Below are 17872 nucleotides of genomic sequence, written 5' to 3'. Positions count from 1 at the left end.
GCACTTGACTGGGAGGAAAACATGAAGATCGATATCAAACTATTGCTTGGGGCATCTGCAATCGCGCTCATGTCGATAAGTGGAACGGCGTCGGCGCAGGATTGTCCGCGCGGTGACTTGGACGAGCGTTTTTGTGATGCCGACGGAGATTTGATCGCGGATATCCCCACGGATCCTTCCGAGCAGATAGATCCCGACACTTTGATTTTTGCCTATACGCCGGTTGAAGATCCCGCCGTATACAAAACCGCGTGGTCAGATTTTCTTGACCATTTGAAAGCAGAAACTGGCAAGGACGTCGTCTTTTTTCCAGTCCAGAACAACGCGGCCCAGATCGAGGCGATGCGTTCGGGCCGTTTGCACATTGCAGGTTTCAATACCGGTTCCAACCCACTGGCGGTAAACTGCGCCGGGTTCCGTCCGTTCACGATCATGGCTTCGAAGGACGGAAATTTTGGTTACGAGATGGAGATCATCACCTATCCGGGCTCGGGCATCGAAAAGGTCGAAGACATCAAGGGAAAGCAACTGGCTTTCACATCGCCTACATCCAACTCGGGATTCAAAGCGCCCTCGGCGATCTTGAAAAGCGATTTTGATCTTCTGCCCGAACGCGATTTCGAACCTGTCTACTCGGGCAAGCACGACAACTCGATCCTGGGTGTAGCCAACAAGGATTACCTAGCGGCTTCGATCGCGAATTCGGTAAAATCCCGGATGATCTCGCGCGATGTGATCAAGGAAGATGATGTCGTTACGATCTACAAGTCGCAGACTTTCCCGACCACTGGGTTTGGCACCGTCTACAACCTGACACCCGAGCTGCAGGAAAAGATCCGCAATGCCTTCTTCAATTTCGATTGGGAGGGGACGACACTTGAAGCTGAGTTCTCAAAATCAAACGAAGGCCAATTCCTCGAGATGACTTATCAGGAATTCTGGGACGTCATTCGTAAAATTGACGCAGCAAATGGCGTTTCCTACGCCTGCCAATAACCTTTCACTAATCCGGCGGGCCTGAAAGGGCCCGCTGTTCACCCTAATCTGGGGCATTTCATGCTGCGTCTTCAAAAGCTGACGAAAACATACAAGACCGGAGATCAGGCGCTGAAGGCGATTGATCTTGACGTTCCAAAAGGACAGGTTCTTGCATTGATCGGGCCTTCGGGCGCGGGCAAATCGACCATGATCCGCTGTGTCAACCGGTTGGTTGAACCGACAAGCGGCGGTGTCCTTCTGGATGACGTTGACGTGACCAAACTCGGCTCGGGAGCGTTGCGGAAAGCACGCCGCGAAATGGGTATGATCTTTCAGGAATATGCTTTGGTCGAACGCCTCACGGTGATGGAAAACGTATTGTCCGGCAGGCTGGGATACGTGGGATTCTGGCGCAGTTTCCTGCGGCGGTATCCGCAGTCGGATGTGGATGAGGCCTTTCGCCTGCTTGATCGGGTCGGGTTGTTACACATGGCTGACAAGCGGGCAGATGAGCTATCTGGTGGTCAACGCCAAAGGGTCGGCATTTGTCGAGCATTGATTCAAAACCCGAAACTGTTGCTGGTTGATGAGCCAACTGCGTCGCTGGACCCAAAGACCAGCCGTCAGATAATGCGGCTAATCACCGAGTTATGTCAGGAACGCGGATTGGCAGCCATTATCAATATCCATGATGTGGCGCTCGCTCAGATGTTTGTTCCGCGCGTCGTGGGGCTCCGATTTGGCGAAATTGTGTATGATGGGCTTCCCACCGGCCTTACTCCTGAGAAGCTGACCGAGATCTATGGGGAAGAGGATTGGGAAGCAACCATCGAAAATGTGGACGAAGATGAAGATGTCGAGGCCGCAGAATGAGCCATCGAGAACTGGACGACATGCTGGGAAAAGGCTGGCGTAAGCCTGCCTTTGTCAAGAACCCAGTGCTCCGCTGGGCATTGCTCTTTGGATTTTTCGCCTACCTGATCGCAGCCTTTTTGACCATCGAAGTCGATTGGGGTCGTGTCTATGAAGGGCTGGATCGCGGCTGGGCGTTTGTGCTTGCATTCACCAGCCCAGACTTCATTTCACGGTGGTCAGATATTTGGAGCGGCCTTCTGGAAAGTATCGTGATGACCGTGGCCGCGTCTGTCGTGGGTATCCTGATATCGATCCCGATTGGGCTGGGGGCTGCACGCAACATCGCGCCATTGCCAGTCTATGTGATTTGCCGAGGCATTGTTGCGATAAGCCGGGCATTGCAAGAGATCATCGTTGCTATATTGCTTGTGGCGATCTTCGGCTTTGGTCCGCTCGCCGGATTTCTGACGCTTTCCTTCGCCACCATCGGGTTTCTTTCGAAACTTCTGGCCGAAGATATCGAAGCCATGGACAAGGTTCAGGCCGAGGCGATCAAGGCCTCTGGAGCGCGTTGGCCACAATGGATCAACTATGGAGTTCAGCCGCAAGTGATGCCGCGACTTGTGGGCCTTTCCATGTATCGGATCGACATCAACTTCCGGGAAAGCGCGATCCTCGGGCTTGTGGGGGCTGGCGGAATTGGTGCGACTTTGAACACCGCATTCGACCGCTATGAATACGACACCGCGGCGGCCATTCTCATTCTGATCATCGGCATCGTGATGGCTCTGGAATACCTTTCGGGAATTATTCGAGCGAGGGTTCAGTAATGCCGATACTTGAACGCGACGATGCGCAAATCTGGCGTCGCCGGACAACAGGTCAGAGCTTGGTTCGTTGGTTCGGCTGGCTGTTGGGCGTGGCGATCTTTGTTTACTGCTGGCAGTTGATCTCGGCATCGACCACTTGGTTTTTCGTCTGGGACGCGCCCCGCATCGCCAATGATATCTGGACCCGGGCAACGCCTCCCAAATGGGAGTACATCACCCAACTGGGCCGCCCGATTTGGGACACTCTGAACATTGCCACCTTGGGAACAATCATCGCCCTATGCATGGCAGTGCCCGTCGCCTTTTTGGCGGCCCGCAACACCACGCCATCGGCTTTGTTCATACGGCCGATTGCCCTGTTGGTCATTGTCTCGACTCGCTCTATCAACTCGTTGATCTGGGCGCTTCTTCTGATCGCGATTATTGGTCCCGGAGTGTTCGCCGGTGTCATAGCAATCGCCATTCGTTCAATAGGGTTTTGCGCAAAGCTTCTTTACGAAGCGATTGAGGAGATTGATCACACGCAGGTCGAAGCAATAACGGCAACCGGTGCTTCACGCTGGCAGGTCATGGCTTATGGGATCGTACCGCAAATCCTGCCCGCGTTTGCAGGCATTGCCGTTTTTCGATGGGATATCAACATCCGCGAATCCACGGTGCTCGGGCTGGTTGGTGCTGGTGGCATTGGGTTGCAATTGTCGGCTTCGCTCAACGTTCTGGCTTGGCCACAAGTCAGCCTGATCCTGATTGTCATTCTCGTCGCGGTTATGATCAGCGAATGGGTTTCGGCGAAAGTACGAGGGGCCATCATTTGACCGGTTTCTCTGTGCAAGATGCTTTTGACGCCTACGAAGCTGTGCGACATCGCCTGCCGCAAACCAGATCTACTGAATTGAGCTATCGCCAGGCGGACACGCTGGAGGACATAGCTCATGAGTTTGACGTGTTCCTCCTCGATGCTTTCGGGGTTCTCAATATTGGTGATACGGCGATCCCCGATACGCCAGATCGGGTCAGGTCGCTGACAGCCGCCGGCAAACGTGTTCTGGTCGTGTCGAATGCCGCCGGGTTTCCCCACGCAACTCTTATGGAGAAGTACAATGGGCTTGGTTACGATTTTGCACCTCAAGACGTGATCACCAGCCGGGCCACGTTGTTGTCTGAACTGAACGGCCAAAGTGATTTGCATTGGGGATTGATGGCGGCCCCCAGTGCCGGCCTTCGCGATCTGGAGGGGCTGAAACTGTCCTATCTGGAGGATGACCCGAAGCCCTACGAAACCGTCGACGGGTTCTTGTTGATCGGGTCAGCGGTTTGGAATGAAGCGCGACAAGCCATGTTGGAGGCCACTTTGCAAGAGCGTCCCCGCCCGGTATTGGTCGGCAACCCTGACATTGTCGCTCCGCGCGAGTACGGTTTTTCCAAGGAACCCGGTCTTTACGCGCACCGGCTGGCAGACCGGACAGGCGTCGCCCCTCAGTTCTTTGGAAAGCCTTTCGCCAATATCTATGATCTTGCTTTCCAATGTCTCGGGCACATCGACAAGTCTCGGGTTCTGATGGTGGGCGACAGCCTGCACACCGACATACTGGGCGCACGAGAAGCAGGCATAGCTTCCGCCCTCATCTCGGGATACGGTTTCTTCGCAGGGCATGATGTTGAAGCAGCGATCATAAAGGCAGGGATAGTCCCAAACTTTGTCGTAAGCCGGCCTTGATTCTAAGGCGTCACCCTTAGATGCGTTTTCCTGTTAACGCTTACTCGTATGTCGGCTGACACCGCGTGGCATACATGCCGACCATATACATGCAGTGCCACGTGTGAGCGGCGGCTTTGGAAAACTCCTCCGCAACCACAGAACTCTGAACTCATGTCTGGATAGGACTGTTATCACACATTCCAACAAACTGACGTATCGGCCGCTTTGACCGCAGTTCGCAGCATATCTCAATCAGGTTCACGGCCTCAGTCCACAGCGGGTTTCAGAAACCGTGTACTTTTTCCACTAGCTTTTTATGGGTTCTTTCGGGACCGTTCACAAGTCGCCGTCTATCTCATCGAATCAAGTCCCCGAACCGGCGTACTGCGCGACGCTGTCAGGATCGTGAGGCAAAGTGCCAGGAGTAAGGGGTGACGTTGATCCAGCTGCGAGTAGAAATCCGGAATCTCCCACCATGGATTGCGGTCAAGGGTGTTGAAACCTGTTCGACATGTCCAAGCATATGGCGGGCCTTGTCACATATGAACGGTACCGCGTTGTAATCCAATGGTTTCGCCCGCCGAAGCACCTTGCGCCTCCTATACAGGGTTTTGTCTGCGGTTTCGTGTTGGGCGCGCCAGATCGGCTTAAGCCCGTCGTGAACGTCACACCCGGTCGGGGTGCGGATGAGGCGGTTTCCAATCTTGGGTATGATGTGAATCCTTAGTGTAGAGAACCAGCGACCGCGCGCACCGTCGCCGCGCAGCCGTTTCTTGAACCGATCAAACGCGATGAGCGCCATGTCCTCAAATGTCGGGTCGTTCGGGTTGTTTTCTGCATCAAGACGCCGGAGCTCAAGTTCCGCAATCGGATCTTCGTCGCGTTCCGTATTAGAGGGCCATTTTTTCGTTCTGTGCGCGCATCAAACAGGGACATATCAGGGAAAGATCCAATCCCCCATCCTGGCGCTTGCCGTTGTCTTAGAACCGATAGAACCAGCGACTGCCGTTCTGCGACTTCTTGAGAAAGAGCCCGCCACCGTATTGAACAACGATACAAAGCGCGGCACTTATTACCTGCGCTGCTGATAGTCGGTTTACGTCTCTTGCTTTAACTGCCCCACACTTGCGGCGCGGTGCTTTCCCAAATTTTGTTGCAGTGTCCTGCAGGTGACGGACTAATTTAATAATAATATTAATGTTTTAGGGTCTATATGCAGCATGTTGTACAAGCCGCATCGTGCTCACCGCCCGTACCAAAAAGAATAAGAAAAATGCCGTGACTTATGTGTGCGTGGCAGAACGCACGGGAGCTGCAAAGCCCCCCATAAAACTCTGCCGTGCAACTATGCTTAAACCGGAAACCCCAATTGTCGGATCAGTTTCCAAATGTCCCTGTTCGCGGCTGACAGCTGATCAACGACTGCTTCGATCTGGAGCAGCGCGTTGTCGTCCACGGTATCTTCGCGGCCCAGTTTTATGTCGGTTTTGCGGTCAGCGATCCGCATAAGGATCGTTTTCGGGTTTCCGCTTTCAGGGTCGAAGGAATAGATGCAATGGTTGTACTTGTTGCGGATGCCAGAAAGCTTGGCCAGCCTTTGCGTATGTTCAAGGATCGGATCTCGGAGCTGGGCAGGGCGCCCTTCCATTTTTGCAAGTCTTTCAACCAGATCTATTCGCGCGCGGGTGGTGTTCAAAGTCAGAAAGATGATTACGGCCACGTCCTTGGACGTTCCAGTCAGGCCAGCGATCAGATGGATCAGCAGGCTCTCGGTGTTCGTCCACATGTAGTTCAGCCTGCCGACCAAAAGGATCAGGCGGTCGAACCGAGCTTCAAAGGGATCAGTCAAGGGCGGTCTGCTGCGCCTCATGAGGCGCAACCTCGAAATAGAAATGAGCAGCCGCCGTCCGGTTGCTGACGCCAATCTTTCCGACAACGTTATGCATGTGCAGCTTGACCGTGTGTTCCGTGATGCCCAACTTGGCCGCAATCAATTTGTTGCTTTTGCCTTCTGAGACCAGTTGCAAAACCTGTTTTTCGCGGCGTGTCAGCTTGGAGTACTGTGCGTGCCGATCCGCGCCGTTGGATGTAATTGTCTCCCGTTGCCGTGGTCTCTCGGGCGCGCGCTGACAGGGGGTTGAAACACAGTCAGCCAGAAAGCTGGGAAGATAAAGTTCCTCGTGCATCAGCAGTCTGAGGATGGCGCGCCACGCGTCCGGTGCCACGTTCATCGGTAGAAAGCCAACATCTCCAAACTGCGCGCGGTTCCAGCCTTCGAACAGGTGCCGGGCCGATTCCTCTTTGCGATAGGCGAAGGCAAGACAGCCGGAACCTGCACTTTTGGTGTATGCATCTGGGCGCGCCAACAGGTCTTCGATCAACATCTGATCCACGACGACGATCTTGCCGCTGTCCGGAACACTTGCACGCATCGCCTCGAGTGTTTCGAAGCGAAAAGCGCGGACACCAAACTCGGTTTGAACGCTTCTTAGGGTTTGATTTGAATAGAATAGTTCTTTCCCGAGGAAGACAATTGAAAAATCTTCTGAATAAAAACTCTGATTGCCAGATTCATTGTTCAAAGACTCACTCATTATATTCCCTCACAAAACGGGGTTAACCGGAAATGGCTTTATCGAAATGGAATTACCGGTGTAAAAGTAGTTAACTAATCAAAGAATTACGTGAGGTTTATTGTAGCTGAAAACGTGATTTTCTACAACCAGACGGTATAGTTCAAGTGCCCGAGATATAGAACTATTGTTTAGGTTTTTCGGCTTGTCATTGTGTAACTGGCGGAAACAATTGCATTATTTTTTGTTGTTTTTCTTGTTTAGAACTTTTTGATCCAGCCCGACGAAAGTTCCGCAATGCTCTCAAAATAAACATAAAAAACAATAGTTTATCCTCATAAGAACTTTCGGTTAGCTAGTCGCAAGCGTGCGTCGCTGCAAACATGGTCAGGCTTTAATTGTGAAAGCGTCTGTCCCTGCCGCGCCCGTTCCTTGCGTATTTCAGCATCGATTGTGAACGGCCGCGAATTCGGCTTAGCCGGGAAAGGAGGTGGCCTCAGGAAAACGATCGTGGACCGCATTCAGCGTGCTTGAACGCTGTGCGGGTATTTCAGTTTCAATCACGCCCGTTGCCGCTTTGTAGATGAATGGCGGTCAGGCGTTCCAGTAATGGGAATTTGTTATGAGACGCAATGTTAATAATACAAACGTAACGACCGTTGACGAAATCGTTGTCGAAAACCTCGAAGCTCCGGTGGATGTCGAAATTCAGGTTGATGAGGCCCTTGTCGAAGCCGACGTGACTGCGCAGCAACAGCAGCAGGACCAAAATGTAGAAAACGCCAACGAGCAAGGCCAGGATCAGGGTCAGGACCAGGGTCAGGATCAAGACCAGGGTCAGGATCAGGACCAGGGTCAGGATCAGGACCAGGGTCAGGATCAGGACCAGACGCTTAATGCCGGCGACAACACCAACGACAACTCCAACAGCAACTCAATCAACATCGATTTCGGCGGCGGTGAGTGGATTCCGCGCGACGATGATCAGGTTGATCTGGACCTCGGCGACTCGGCGACAGTGGGTGACGTGATCACTGCTGGTCGCGATCTGACCTATGATCCAGGCGATGACATGAATCTGGATGTCTCGATGGATGGTGCCGGAACAGCGATGTCATCCGTGAACAGCCAGGTGGCCAGTCTGAGTGATGATGACACGTTGGACTCACCAAGCGTATCCAACAATGCCGACTTCTACCAGAACGGTGATGCCAATGGTGGTACTGCTACTGCGGCTGAAGGTATCAGCTCGGATGCCGGCGGTGGAAAATCGGGCGACGGTGGAACCAGTTACGGCGGCGCGGCCGATTCATCGACGCTGGGCAGCCACGCGTGGGCTGACGGCGGCGATACCGGCAGTGCCGATGCCGATTCCAGCGGCGGCCGGGGCGGATCGACCGGTGACGCAAGCAATGCCAGCAACGGTGTTGGTATGGCGGGCGCAGGATCCGACGGTGACAGTGCCGGCGGAGATGGCGGTGCCGCGGATGGTTCCGCGTCATCTGACAACGATGGCAGCACAAGTGCCGATGGCAGCGGAACCGGCGGAGCCGGCGGCAGCGCGGATTCGTTTGGTCTGGGCCTGGGCCTGGGTCTGTCCGGTTCGAATGCATCCGGTAACGCAAACGGCGGCGACAGCGACTCTGACTCGACGGGAACGGGTACTGGAACGGCAGATAACGCCGCGGACGCGTCCGGCGCAGACGGTGGCGACGGTAATGCTGCGGCAGATGGTTCGGCTTCGAACACCAGCGACAGCAACACCGATGCAAATGATGCCACTGCGGGTGACAACACTGCGGATGGCTCTGCTGACAGCGGCGCGGACAGTTCGGCTGACGGCTCTGGCGGAACCGGAACCGGTGGTGACGGATCCGGCGGTGACGGCTCTGGCGGTGACGGCACCGGTGGCGACGGCACCGGCGGCGACGGCGAAGGTGGATTCGGCGCGATGGTCGAAGCTGCAATCATGGCTCTTCAGGAAGAGTTGGGCATGATTGACGCCGAAGCAGGCGAAGGCGGCGACGGAACCGGCGGTGACGGCACCGGTGGCGACGGCACGGCCGGCGACGGTTCGGGTGGCGACGGCTCGGGCGGCGACGGTTCCGGTGGGACCGCTGACGCGGATTCCGATGCTCAGGGTGTTGGCGATCAGTCGGCAAGCGGGCCGGACATCGACCAGAGCCCAGGCGACGTGAACGGTGCGGCCAGCAACTCGCAGGACACCGACGGCAGCGGCGGTGACGGCGGGTCGAACGCAGCAGATGGCGCAGCGGATGCGGCCGGTACCGGAACATCGGCTGCCGACGGCGACGGCGGCGCGGGCGGCAGCACGACGCCGACATCATCGTCTACCGGCAACGGAGCCGGGTCTGCCGACGCGGCCAATACCGCGGGTGGCGGCGGAGCTGCCGACATCTTCGGAGATGCCGACACAAACGGTGCGGCTGACAGCCTGGCCGAAGCAATTGCCGGATACGGTGGCGAAGGCAGTTCCGACAATGATGCCACATCGACTGGCTCTGGCGATGCAACTGGTGCGGCCGACTCGGGCAACGGTGGTGCCGGTGGCGCATCCGCCGCGGACGGCGGAACCAGCGGAGCTTCGATGGGCACTGCAACGTCAGGCGATACCATGGGTGGCATGATCACCGGTGGTAACGGTGGCGGCGCCTATTCAGGTGACGGTGGTGCCGGCGGCAATGGAGGTGCCTGGGGCGCGAACAATGGTGGCGATGGTATCGTAACCGGCGAGTCCTATGCATCGGCTGCGGCTGTCGTTGATACGTCTGCGTTCAACCAGTCGATCATCATGGGCGCCAACGTTCTGGGCAACACGGTCGATACGACCATGGTGGGTGGTTCGATGACCATGTCCCACGCCAGCGACGACACGGACGTTTAAGTCAAAAGGCGGGGCTCGCATTTTCGGGCCTTGCTACCTTTCAAAAATGCCGGGGCCGCAAAACGCGGCCCCGGCCCAACTGAACCCAAAGCGGTAATTACGAGCCGCCGCGGGCAAAAAGGATAACCGACATGGCACTTGACGGTATTACGGAAACGATAGCGCATTTTGTTGGAACTTTTGAGCTTACGATAGAACAAGCCCGCCTGAGGGATCAGTACGAAGAATTCAGCGCCCTGAGGCGTAAAGCCGAAATAGACGGGCTTGACGAGCCTACCTCGATCAACATCAAAGCTGATCTGGATGTCCCGGCGGGCGAATACAAAGCCCTGCCATTCAATTTTCTTCCCTCTCAACCAGAACTTCCGTTGCCGAAGGCTCCTGTCGGGCCGGTGCATGAGTCGGTCATCATCCTCAATGGTGACAGCGCGGAATCCACGCGATTTGTTCCAGACAGCGTATCCGGCCCGTCTTCTGCACCGGAACTGATTATTCTGCGACCGGATACGGTGCCGCTGGGTTCGGCAATGACGTTCACCGTGCAAAAGGTGGTCATGCGCGACAACGACACGGTGGGGGAAGGGGACTTTCGCGATACCGAGACGCTGATCGCCCAGGGCGAAGAGATGCTGGACATGGCGCTGTCGCTTCATGCCATGGCAGCCCCTTCGCTTTCGCTCGCGGATTACAAGTCGACCGAAATGCTCGAGGCGCTGGCCGACCAGATGTTGGCCCCGGCAAACGCGAATATCGACGGGGTCACGGTACATCAGTTTCATGGCAATGATGCGTTGGGGGTGATCGTAAACGGCAAGTACGTTGACGAAGCACCGGTATGGACAGACATCCTGCCTGCGTTCCATCAGCCGGATGAAGCCGGAGAGGATGAGGCAGAGGCCATGCTTCCGGCCGAGTGGGATCAGTCGAAAGATCCTGACTTTGACGACGGACACCTGGTCGTGACCGGAGGGAACCTTGCGATCAATGCTGTCTCGGCATCTGTAGGTTGGGTTGATGCCCCCTATATCGCCGTCGGAGGGCAGGCGATCAGCCTGACCGCCATCAGCCAGGTCGCGCTTGTGTCAGATTGGGATGTGGGGGCGCCGGGAACGGGCAGCGGCACAAATGTGATCCAGTCCTCGAAGATCGAAGTCGAAGGCCGAGATGCCCCCTGGCTGGACAACGGCGCCGGAACAAGCGGACAGCCTGACTTCATCGTTGTGGATTGGGTCCGCGGTGATCTGGTTGTGGGAAACTTCGTCAAACAGGTTATCGACGCCACGGATATCGACAACATACAGACCGAGATTTCGGCCGCATCGACCTTGTATGCGCTGGGCGACAACGAAATGTTCAATGTCACCGACATCGTGCAGCTGGGCAGTTTTTACGACCTGATCATGATCGACGGGAATATGATTTCCGTGGACATGTTGTACCAGACCAACGCCCTGATGGATGACGATATCATCAGCGGCGGTATGCCTGGCGCAATGGCCGGAGATGATGAAAACGTGATCATGAATGACGCGTCGGTCAAAACGGTAGGCGCAGATACACATCAGGATTTGCAGCAGAACCTGTCCGACGCCATGGCGCTTGATCAAACGGATGTGGATGCGTTGGAGAATGCGCTGCTCAACGATCCCTTGTTTGCAGGGATGGAGCAGTTGCGCGTGCTCAAGATCGACGGAGACTTGTTGCAGGTGAACATCGTTGAACAGGTCACCATGATGCTGGATCAGGATCAAATTGACCTGTCCGGTCCCAGTGCCGCCGATACTGATGTCGTCGCAGGCAGCAACGCCCTGTTGAACTCCGTCAATCTGACCAAAATGGGCGTGGATTCGACGGTAATGGCCGCTGACGGATCTTATTCTGACCTGCTGCTTCATCAGGCCAGCCTGATTGACGTGCCGGACAACCAGGAAATCACAGATATGACCAACGAGGCGATCGCCGCAATCATGGCGGACATGTCTGTGCCGCAACCGGATGCGGCCCAGGCACTGGACGCACAATCCACTGACACAACGACACCAGATGACGGCCTGCAATCCATGCTGGCCTGACCCCCCAAGTTTTTATCGAGTGACCAGAAGGTTTGTATATGTCGATTGTTTTTTCGTCGCGCCGTCCACTCTTATCCAGTCCACTGGACAGGCAGGGCGGTTTGGGCCCGAAGCGCCAGCGCGCAGACGGTGGGGCAGATCCAGCGACACAACGGGTCAAAGCCCGTTTGCACCTGACGCAGGAGATGCGCGTGTCTGAGTCAGATCCAGATTCGACGGTTGAAACCAAAGCGCCACAGCAATCCGAAGACCAAAAACACTCACGCGAACAACGGCGCGCTGACCCTCCCCATCAGCGTGCGCAGCCGCAACCCGCGCAAGATGAAGACCCGGCGGGTGGCGGCAATGGGGTGGCCGATGCCGACGGCCCGGATCCGGCATCCGCCGGGGACTCGACTGCGCGCAAGACCCCCTCTGCACGCGCATCCGGTGAGAACGGCATAGGCACCACGATCGAGGCCAAGGCAAACCAGCCACTGTTGCAAACGAATTCCGGCGGCGGTGATGGGAACGGGCCACCCCAAACCTTCCACAAGCGCACCCCGCCCGAAGATTTCCAGCGCACGTTGCGCGTTTCGATGCGGGCGATCCGGCGCAATCTTGCGTTTGTTCTGGTCCTGACCTGCGCCACGAACATCCTGATCCTGGCGATCCCGATCTATCTGTTCCAGATCAGTGACCGTGTTCTGACCAGCCGGTCGCTGGACACGCTGATCATGCTGACGGCCATCGTTGCAGGGGCGGTGATCTTCCAGTCTGCTTTTGATGCGGTGCGGCGGTTCATGCTCATGCGGACCGGGGTCGAAGTGGCGGCCCGGCTGGGCGCACCGGTTCTGAGCGCGGCGGCGCATGCGTCGCTGCACGGAAACGGGCGCGAGTATCAGACATTGGGCGATCTGCAACAGCTTCGTGGTTTTCTGGTCTCGGGCACGCTGCTTTCATTTCTGGACGTGCCGTTTGCACCGCTGTTCATTCTGATGATTTTCCTCGTGCATCCGCAACTGGGCATGATCGTGGTGGTTACTGCGTTGATTCTTATGACGATTGCACTGATCAACCAGAAAACGACTGCCAAGCCGTTTGCCGAGGCCAACAAGGCACAGTCCATGGCGAACCTGCATCTGGATTCGATGTCTCGCAACAGTCAGATTATTAATGCTCTGGCAATGATCCCCGAGGCCGTGCGGATCTGGGGGCGGGATACTGCCCAATCCCTGACCTGGCAGGTGCGGGCGCAGGACCGCAACGTGATCTTCGCTGCAATCTCGCGCGCCGTTCGCCTTTTGACGCAGATCGGAATTCTAGGTTGGGGCGCGTTTCTGGCGCTGCAAGGAGAGATCACGGGCGGTATGGTGATTGCGGCCTCGATCATCGCCGGGCGTGCCTTTGCGCCAATCGAAGGTTCGATTGAAGGATGGAACAGCTATCTGCTGACGCGCGGAGCTTATGGCCGGATCAAGGCGCTGCTGTCGACCTCGGCCCTACAATACGAAAAACTGCGCTTGCCACGGCCCGAAGGTCGTCTGGATGTCGAACGTCTGCTTTATGTACCGGGCGGAACCAAACGCGTGGTTCTGAACGGCATCACGTTCTCGCTGGTTCCCGGTGAAACTTTGGCCATCATCGGCAATTCCGGTGCCGGGAAAACCACGCTTGGGAAAACTCTGGTGGGATCCATTCTGCCCACATCGGGCAGCGTCAGGCTTGACCTGATGGACATCCGAAACTGGGACCCGCGCCAGTTTGGCGAAAGCATCGGCTACCTGCCGCAGGATGTTCAGCTGTTCCCGGGCACGATCAAGGACAATATCGGCCGGATGCGGGCGGATGCCACTGACGAACAGATCCACGATGCCGCCGTTCTAGCCGATGTTCATAACATGATTGCAACGTTGCCGCAGGGATATGAAACCGTGGTGGCCGCTGATGGTTCGCCTTTGTCCGGTGGTCAGAAGCAGCGTATCGCACTGGCACGGGCGTTCTTCGGCAACCCCAGGATGGTTGTGCTGGATGAACCGAATTCAAATCTCGACGTCGCGGGCGACAAGGCGCTGGCATGTGCGATCGAACAGGCGCGGCAAAGCAAGATCACCGTGGTCGTCATTACGCAGAAGCCGACGTTGTTGAATGTTGTCGACAAGATCATGCTGCTGACGGACGGGCGTGTGGCCCTGTTCGGTCAGCGTGATCAGGTTCTTCAGCAGATCAACGGGCCGCGCAAGCAGACTGGAATTGAAGGCCAGCAGGGGGGCTGACCATGAATGACCTCGTACCTGTGAACAACTCAGCCAATGAACCAGAAGTCTGGTATGCCGAGGTTCCGCGCTCGATCAACAGGTTAATAGTGATCGGGGTGGTCTTGCTTGTCGTGTGCTTCGGCGGTTTCGGGGTCTGGTCCTTCAGTGCCCCACTGGCCGCAGCGGTCATCGCGCAAGGCAGCTTTGTGGCCACGGGCCGCAACAAGATTGTCCAACATCTTGAAGGCGGCATCATCGAAGACATCAAGGTTGTGGAAGGTCAGGCGGTTCAGGCAGGTCAGGTGTTGATGACCCTGGACCAGACCTCGGCCCAGGCCAATGAGCGTGAATTGCATATTCGCAAGCTGCGCCTTCAGGCCATGACCGAGCGGTTGCTGGCCGAGTACGGGGAACGCGACCGCCTCGTGTTTTCGCAGGCGCTTGTCGAAGCATCCGAAGATCCTGAAATAATGGCCATTCTGGATGGTCAAAAGCTCAGCTTTGATGTGTCGCGCAAGACGCTGCTGAATGACTTGGCTTTGCTGGAGCGCAATATGGAAGCGCTGAAAATCCGATCCAGCGGATTTGAGGCGCAACTGGACAGCATGGCCCGGCGCGCCGAGATATTGCAGGAGGAATTTGAGGCCAAAAGCCAACTGTTCGAAAAGGGCCTTGTCCGCAAAGGGGAGTTGAACACGATCCGTCGTGTGCAGGCCGAAGCCGAAGGTCAGCAGGCCCGGTTGCAGGCGGAAGCCGCTGAAATCAACCAGATGCTGCTGAAATATGACGAACAGATCGCGCGTACGCGGTCCGCCTATCGTGAGGCCGCACTGGATGAACTGGGCGTGATCGAAGCCGATCTGGAAAGCGTGCGTGAAAAATCCCGACAGGCGCGCAGCGTTCTTGACCGAGCCGTTGTACGCGCGCCGGTAACCGGAACGGTGGTGCGATTGCATTATCACACGCCGGGCGGTGTGATTGAGACCGGGGAACCGATAGCCGAGATCCTGCCCGCAGATGCGCCCCTGATCATCGAGGCACAGATTCCGCGTACCGAGATTGACAGTGTCGTCACGGGGCAGACCGCCACAGTCCGCCTGATCGCGTTGAACCAACGCACGACGCCTGTTTTGTATGGCGAGGTTTTCTATATCTCGGCCGATGCGCTGCTTGAGGATTCGACCGGTGTTCCGCAGGAAGTCTATCTGGCACGAGTCTCACTGACCCCGGATGAGTTGCAGCGCGTGCGCGGCTTTGTTCCAACGCCGGGGATGCCCGCTGAAATCATGATCCAGACCGAGGAGCGCACCTTTGCGGCCTATATCGCCAAACCGGTATCAGACAGCATGTCGCGCGCGTTTCGCGAGCAGTAACACGCGCGTTTCCTTCCATGTCTACACCTTCCAAAATTCGCATGTTAACCTCTGCGCGGTGACGCAAAGGAGAACTCACATGCCGGTGACTGTGAAAGAGATGATGGAGGCGGCCAACGCGGTGGTCGAGCGTATCGATGCGGCCAAGGCAAAGGCGATGACCGAACAGGGCGCGCTACTGTTGGACATTCGCGATGCGAATGAGCTGGAACAGACGGGCCGCGCCGTCGGAGCGCATCATATACCCCGCGGCATGCTGGAGTTTCGGGCAGATGATGCATTGCAATCACATGACCCTGAACTGCGCAAGGATCGCCCCATCGTGTTGTACTGCGCATCAGGCGGGCGCGCGGCTTTGGCCGGAAAACTCCTGAAGGATATGGGATACCAGAGGGTGTACAATTTTGGTGGATTGACGGACTGGGTGAATGGGGGCGGTGAAATCGCCAAATCCTAGCTTCGGAACCGTCTGAAACTGACACAAATCAAAGTACAACACATTCGAATCGTGAAATATTTGGCCGGAAGCCATAAAAAGGAAAGCCCGGCCATGTTTCGCCTTGCCGCTATGCTGTATTCACTTATTGCAACTGCTCTGTCTGGTTCGGCCGTAATCGCCGTGCTGTCGGCCGGAATGGTGTCCGTCAGCGCAATTGTGGGCGCCGCGGCCGCGGGGGCCGTAATCGCAGCTCCGGCATCCTGGATGGTGGCCAGGCGGTTGTATCAAGGCGCTTGATCAGGCGTTCAGGAAGGTCCTGACGGCAGCTTCGAACTCGCGCGGTTTTTCGGCGTGCAGCCAGTGCCCGGCGCCGGGGATCTTGGCAAATCGCGCGCCGGGGAACAGTGCGCGGATTTTGGCCCGATGTTCCGGCAAGACGTAATCTGACTCGGCCCCCGACAGGAACAGCGCGGGGCCTTGCCACTGGGCGTCCAACTCGGGAAAGCCCATGATATTTGGCATCTGGTCCGCCAACACGTCCAGGTTCAGCAGCCAACGCTTTCCCTTGATGTCTAGCGACTGGGTGAAGAAGCTCTGCAATGCTTTTTCAACGCCTTGCTCGGCCAATTGCTGTTCGGCATCCGAGCGGCGTGCAATGCGCGAGAAGTCCACGGCACGCATGGCCTCGATGAATTGAATTTGGCTGTGCGTGTATTTCACCGGCGCAATATCTGCGACTACCAGTTTGTTCACCAGCGCGCCGTGTTGCAGCGCAAGTGTCATCGCGGCCTTACCGCCCATTGAATGCCCAAGTACGTCTGCCGTCCCGCCGATCCGTTCGATGACCTCGGCGATATCCTGCGCCAGATGGGGATAGTCATGACAAGCGTCCCACGTGCTGTAGGCGTGGTTACGCATATCGACGGCCACAACCTGCCGCTGGTCTGATAGCCGTCTGGCAATCACGCCCCAGTTTCGGGCCGATCCATACAGGCCGTGGGCAATGACAAGGGGCGGTCGGGCGGTCGGTTCGCCATGTATGATGGTGTTCAGCATGTACCGCGTGATACAAGTCACCGCCGGAAACGACCAGCCCCATTGTAGGTCATAGACGCTGCCGCTAGATTGCCTCCGCAGGAGGCCACCAATGCCGCAGGACCCAGACATTCAGACCCGGATCGCCGAAACGGTTGTGTTGCTGCGCGCAAAGCTCGGGGTGCGCGACAAGACGCTCGAGGCATCAATCCGCAAGGCCAAGCGCCGACTGCCGCGGCGCGTCTACAAGCAGGCCTTGATTCTGGCCCGGGCCGAGGCGATGGCCTCTCATCCCAAACTGAGGCTGGTTCTGGACAACCCCAAGCTGATCAAGGCGTCCGACGTGGTGCAGGAACATCTGGGGTCCATCAATCTTGCGGATCGCAGATGGGGTTGGTTCCTTGGCCTGCTGGGGGGGCTGGCCTTCAACATGCTGGCACTGACGACACTTCTGTTGGTTTTTCTGTGGTGGCGCGGCTTGATCTGAGCTTGGATTCTGGACTGCGCGCCGAGGTCTGAACATGGCGCAAACCCCTGTGTGCGGTAACATCGAAGGCACGGATTCGGTGTGAACAGCTGCGCGATAAGCTGGTCGGGGCGGAAAAAGCGCGTATTGACCAGAATGGCCTTGGCGTCCTTTGGGCCCGAGACCTTGCCCAAAACACCGGATATGCGCTGGGCGAGATCCAGAACGTTTTCAGGGATCTGACGCATAAAAACGGCGCCTCATGGCGCCGTTCCGTGTTGGAGGATGGACCAGTTACAGGTTCGGATAGATCGGGAATTTGGCGCAGAGGTCTGCGACTTCGGCCTTGACCTTGGCTTCGACGGCGCCGTTGCCGTCTTCGCCATTGGCGGCCAGGCCGTCGACCACCT

General features: G+C 56.8%; 16 protein-coding genes. 12 read left to right on the top strand and 4 right to left on the bottom strand.

What is annotated here, in order from left to right:
* Nucleotides 1-21: 21 nt before the first annotated feature.
* The 5 genes from phnD to GS612_RS13635 are packed head-to-tail and all read left to right on the top strand — an operon-like array spanning nt 22 to nt 4380.
* Nucleotides 22-996, top strand: coding sequence for a phosphate/phosphite/phosphonate ABC transporter substrate-binding protein (gene phnD / locus GS612_RS13655; RefSeq protein ID WP_171172652.1), 975 nt, complete (start codon nt 22-24; stop codon nt 994-996).
* Between the two features lie 60 nt (nt 997-1056).
* Nucleotides 1057-1851, top strand: coding sequence for a phosphonate ABC transporter ATP-binding protein (phnC, locus tag GS612_RS13650; protein ID WP_171641072.1), 795 nt, complete (start codon nt 1057-1059; stop codon nt 1849-1851).
* Nucleotides 1848-2663: a phosphonate ABC transporter, permease protein PhnE gene (gene phnE / locus GS612_RS13645; protein ID WP_171641070.1), complete on the top strand. Its 816-nt coding sequence runs from the start codon at nt 1848-1850 to the stop codon at nt 2661-2663. Before phnC ends, phnE (GS612_RS13645) begins: the two co-directional genes overlap by 4 nt.
* The gene (gene phnE / locus GS612_RS13640; RefSeq protein ID WP_152457393.1) at nt 2663-3478 is read left to right on the top strand and encodes a phosphonate ABC transporter, permease protein PhnE; all 816 of its coding nucleotides are present in this window, start codon (nt 2663-2665) and stop codon (nt 3476-3478) included. The genes phnE (GS612_RS13645) and phnE (GS612_RS13640) overlap by 1 nt, the downstream gene beginning before the upstream one ends.
* Nucleotides 3442-4380: an HAD family hydrolase gene (locus GS612_RS13635; RefSeq protein WP_171641068.1), complete on the top strand. Its 939-nt coding sequence runs from the start codon at nt 3442-3444 to the stop codon at nt 4378-4380. The genes phnE (GS612_RS13640) and GS612_RS13635 overlap by 37 nt, the downstream gene beginning before the upstream one ends.
* 379 nt (nt 4381-4759) lie before the next feature.
* On the opposite strand, the gene GS612_RS20705 is transcribed toward GS612_RS13635, so the two are convergent.
* The 3 genes from GS612_RS20705 to GS612_RS13620 form a co-directional block, all read right to left on the bottom strand.
* Nucleotides 4760-5164 (bottom strand): hypothetical protein, encoded by a 405-nt coding sequence (locus GS612_RS20705; protein WP_371809348.1) that lies wholly within the window; start codon nt 5162-5164, stop codon nt 4760-4762.
* Between the two features lie 549 nt (nt 5165-5713).
* Nucleotides 5714-6211: a hypothetical protein gene (locus tag GS612_RS13625; protein WP_152457395.1), complete on the bottom strand. Its 498-nt coding sequence runs from the start codon at nt 6209-6211 to the stop codon at nt 5714-5716.
* Nucleotides 6204-6794 (bottom strand): response regulator transcription factor, encoded by a 591-nt coding sequence (locus GS612_RS13620; RefSeq protein WP_171641066.1) that lies wholly within the window; start codon nt 6792-6794, stop codon nt 6204-6206. The genes GS612_RS13625 and GS612_RS13620 overlap by 8 nt, the downstream gene beginning before the upstream one ends.
* A gap of 763 nt (nt 6795-7557) precedes the next feature.
* Between GS612_RS13620 and GS612_RS13615 the strand changes: the two genes are divergently transcribed.
* The 6 genes from GS612_RS13615 (at nt 7558) to GS612_RS13590 (ending at nt 16258) form a co-directional block, all read left to right on the top strand.
* Entirely contained in the window at nt 7558-9840 is a 2283-nt protein-coding gene (locus tag GS612_RS13615) for a hypothetical protein (protein WP_171641063.1), read from the top strand.
* Between the two features lie 131 nt (nt 9841-9971).
* Nucleotides 9972-11912 carry a type I secretion protein gene (locus GS612_RS13610; RefSeq protein WP_171641062.1) on the top strand — a complete coding sequence of 647 codons (1941 nt, stop codon included), beginning with the start codon at nt 9972-9974 and terminating at the stop codon, nt 11910-11912.
* Between the two features lie 191 nt (nt 11913-12103).
* Nucleotides 12104-14167 carry a type I secretion system permease/ATPase gene (locus GS612_RS13605; protein WP_371809347.1) on the top strand — a complete coding sequence of 688 codons (2064 nt, stop codon included), beginning with the start codon at nt 12104-12106 and terminating at the stop codon, nt 14165-14167.
* A gap of 2 nt (nt 14168-14169) precedes the next feature.
* Complete coding sequence (locus GS612_RS13600) at nt 14170-15522, top strand: HlyD family type I secretion periplasmic adaptor subunit (protein WP_152457399.1); 1353 nt, start codon at nt 14170-14172, stop codon at nt 15520-15522.
* Between the two features lie 79 nt (nt 15523-15601).
* Nucleotides 15602-15979, top strand: coding sequence for a rhodanese-like domain-containing protein (locus GS612_RS13595; protein WP_171641060.1), 378 nt, complete (start codon nt 15602-15604; stop codon nt 15977-15979).
* Between the two features lie 93 nt (nt 15980-16072).
* On the top strand, nt 16073-16258 hold the full coding sequence (locus GS612_RS13590; RefSeq protein WP_152457401.1) for a hypothetical protein: 186 nt from the start codon (nt 16073-16075) through the stop codon (nt 16256-16258).
* Here GS612_RS13590 and GS612_RS13585 read toward each other — a convergent pair whose 3' ends face one another.
* Nucleotides 16259-17017 carry an alpha/beta fold hydrolase gene (locus GS612_RS13585; RefSeq protein ID WP_171641058.1) on the bottom strand — a complete coding sequence of 253 codons (759 nt, stop codon included), beginning with the start codon at nt 17015-17017 and terminating at the stop codon, nt 16259-16261.
* Between the two features lie 91 nt (nt 17018-17108).
* Between GS612_RS13585 and GS612_RS13580 the strand changes: the two genes are divergently transcribed.
* On the top strand, nt 17109-17483 hold the full coding sequence (locus GS612_RS13580; protein WP_152457403.1) for a hypothetical protein: 375 nt from the start codon (nt 17109-17111) through the stop codon (nt 17481-17483).
* Nucleotides 17484-17872: the final 389 nt, after the last annotated feature.

The sequence above is a fragment of the Ruegeria sp. HKCCD6157 genome (assembly GCF_013110685.1).
Lineage (GTDB): Bacteria > Pseudomonadota > Alphaproteobacteria > Rhodobacterales > Rhodobacteraceae > Ruegeria.
This window is presented reverse-complemented; position numbering and strand designations above follow the sequence as displayed.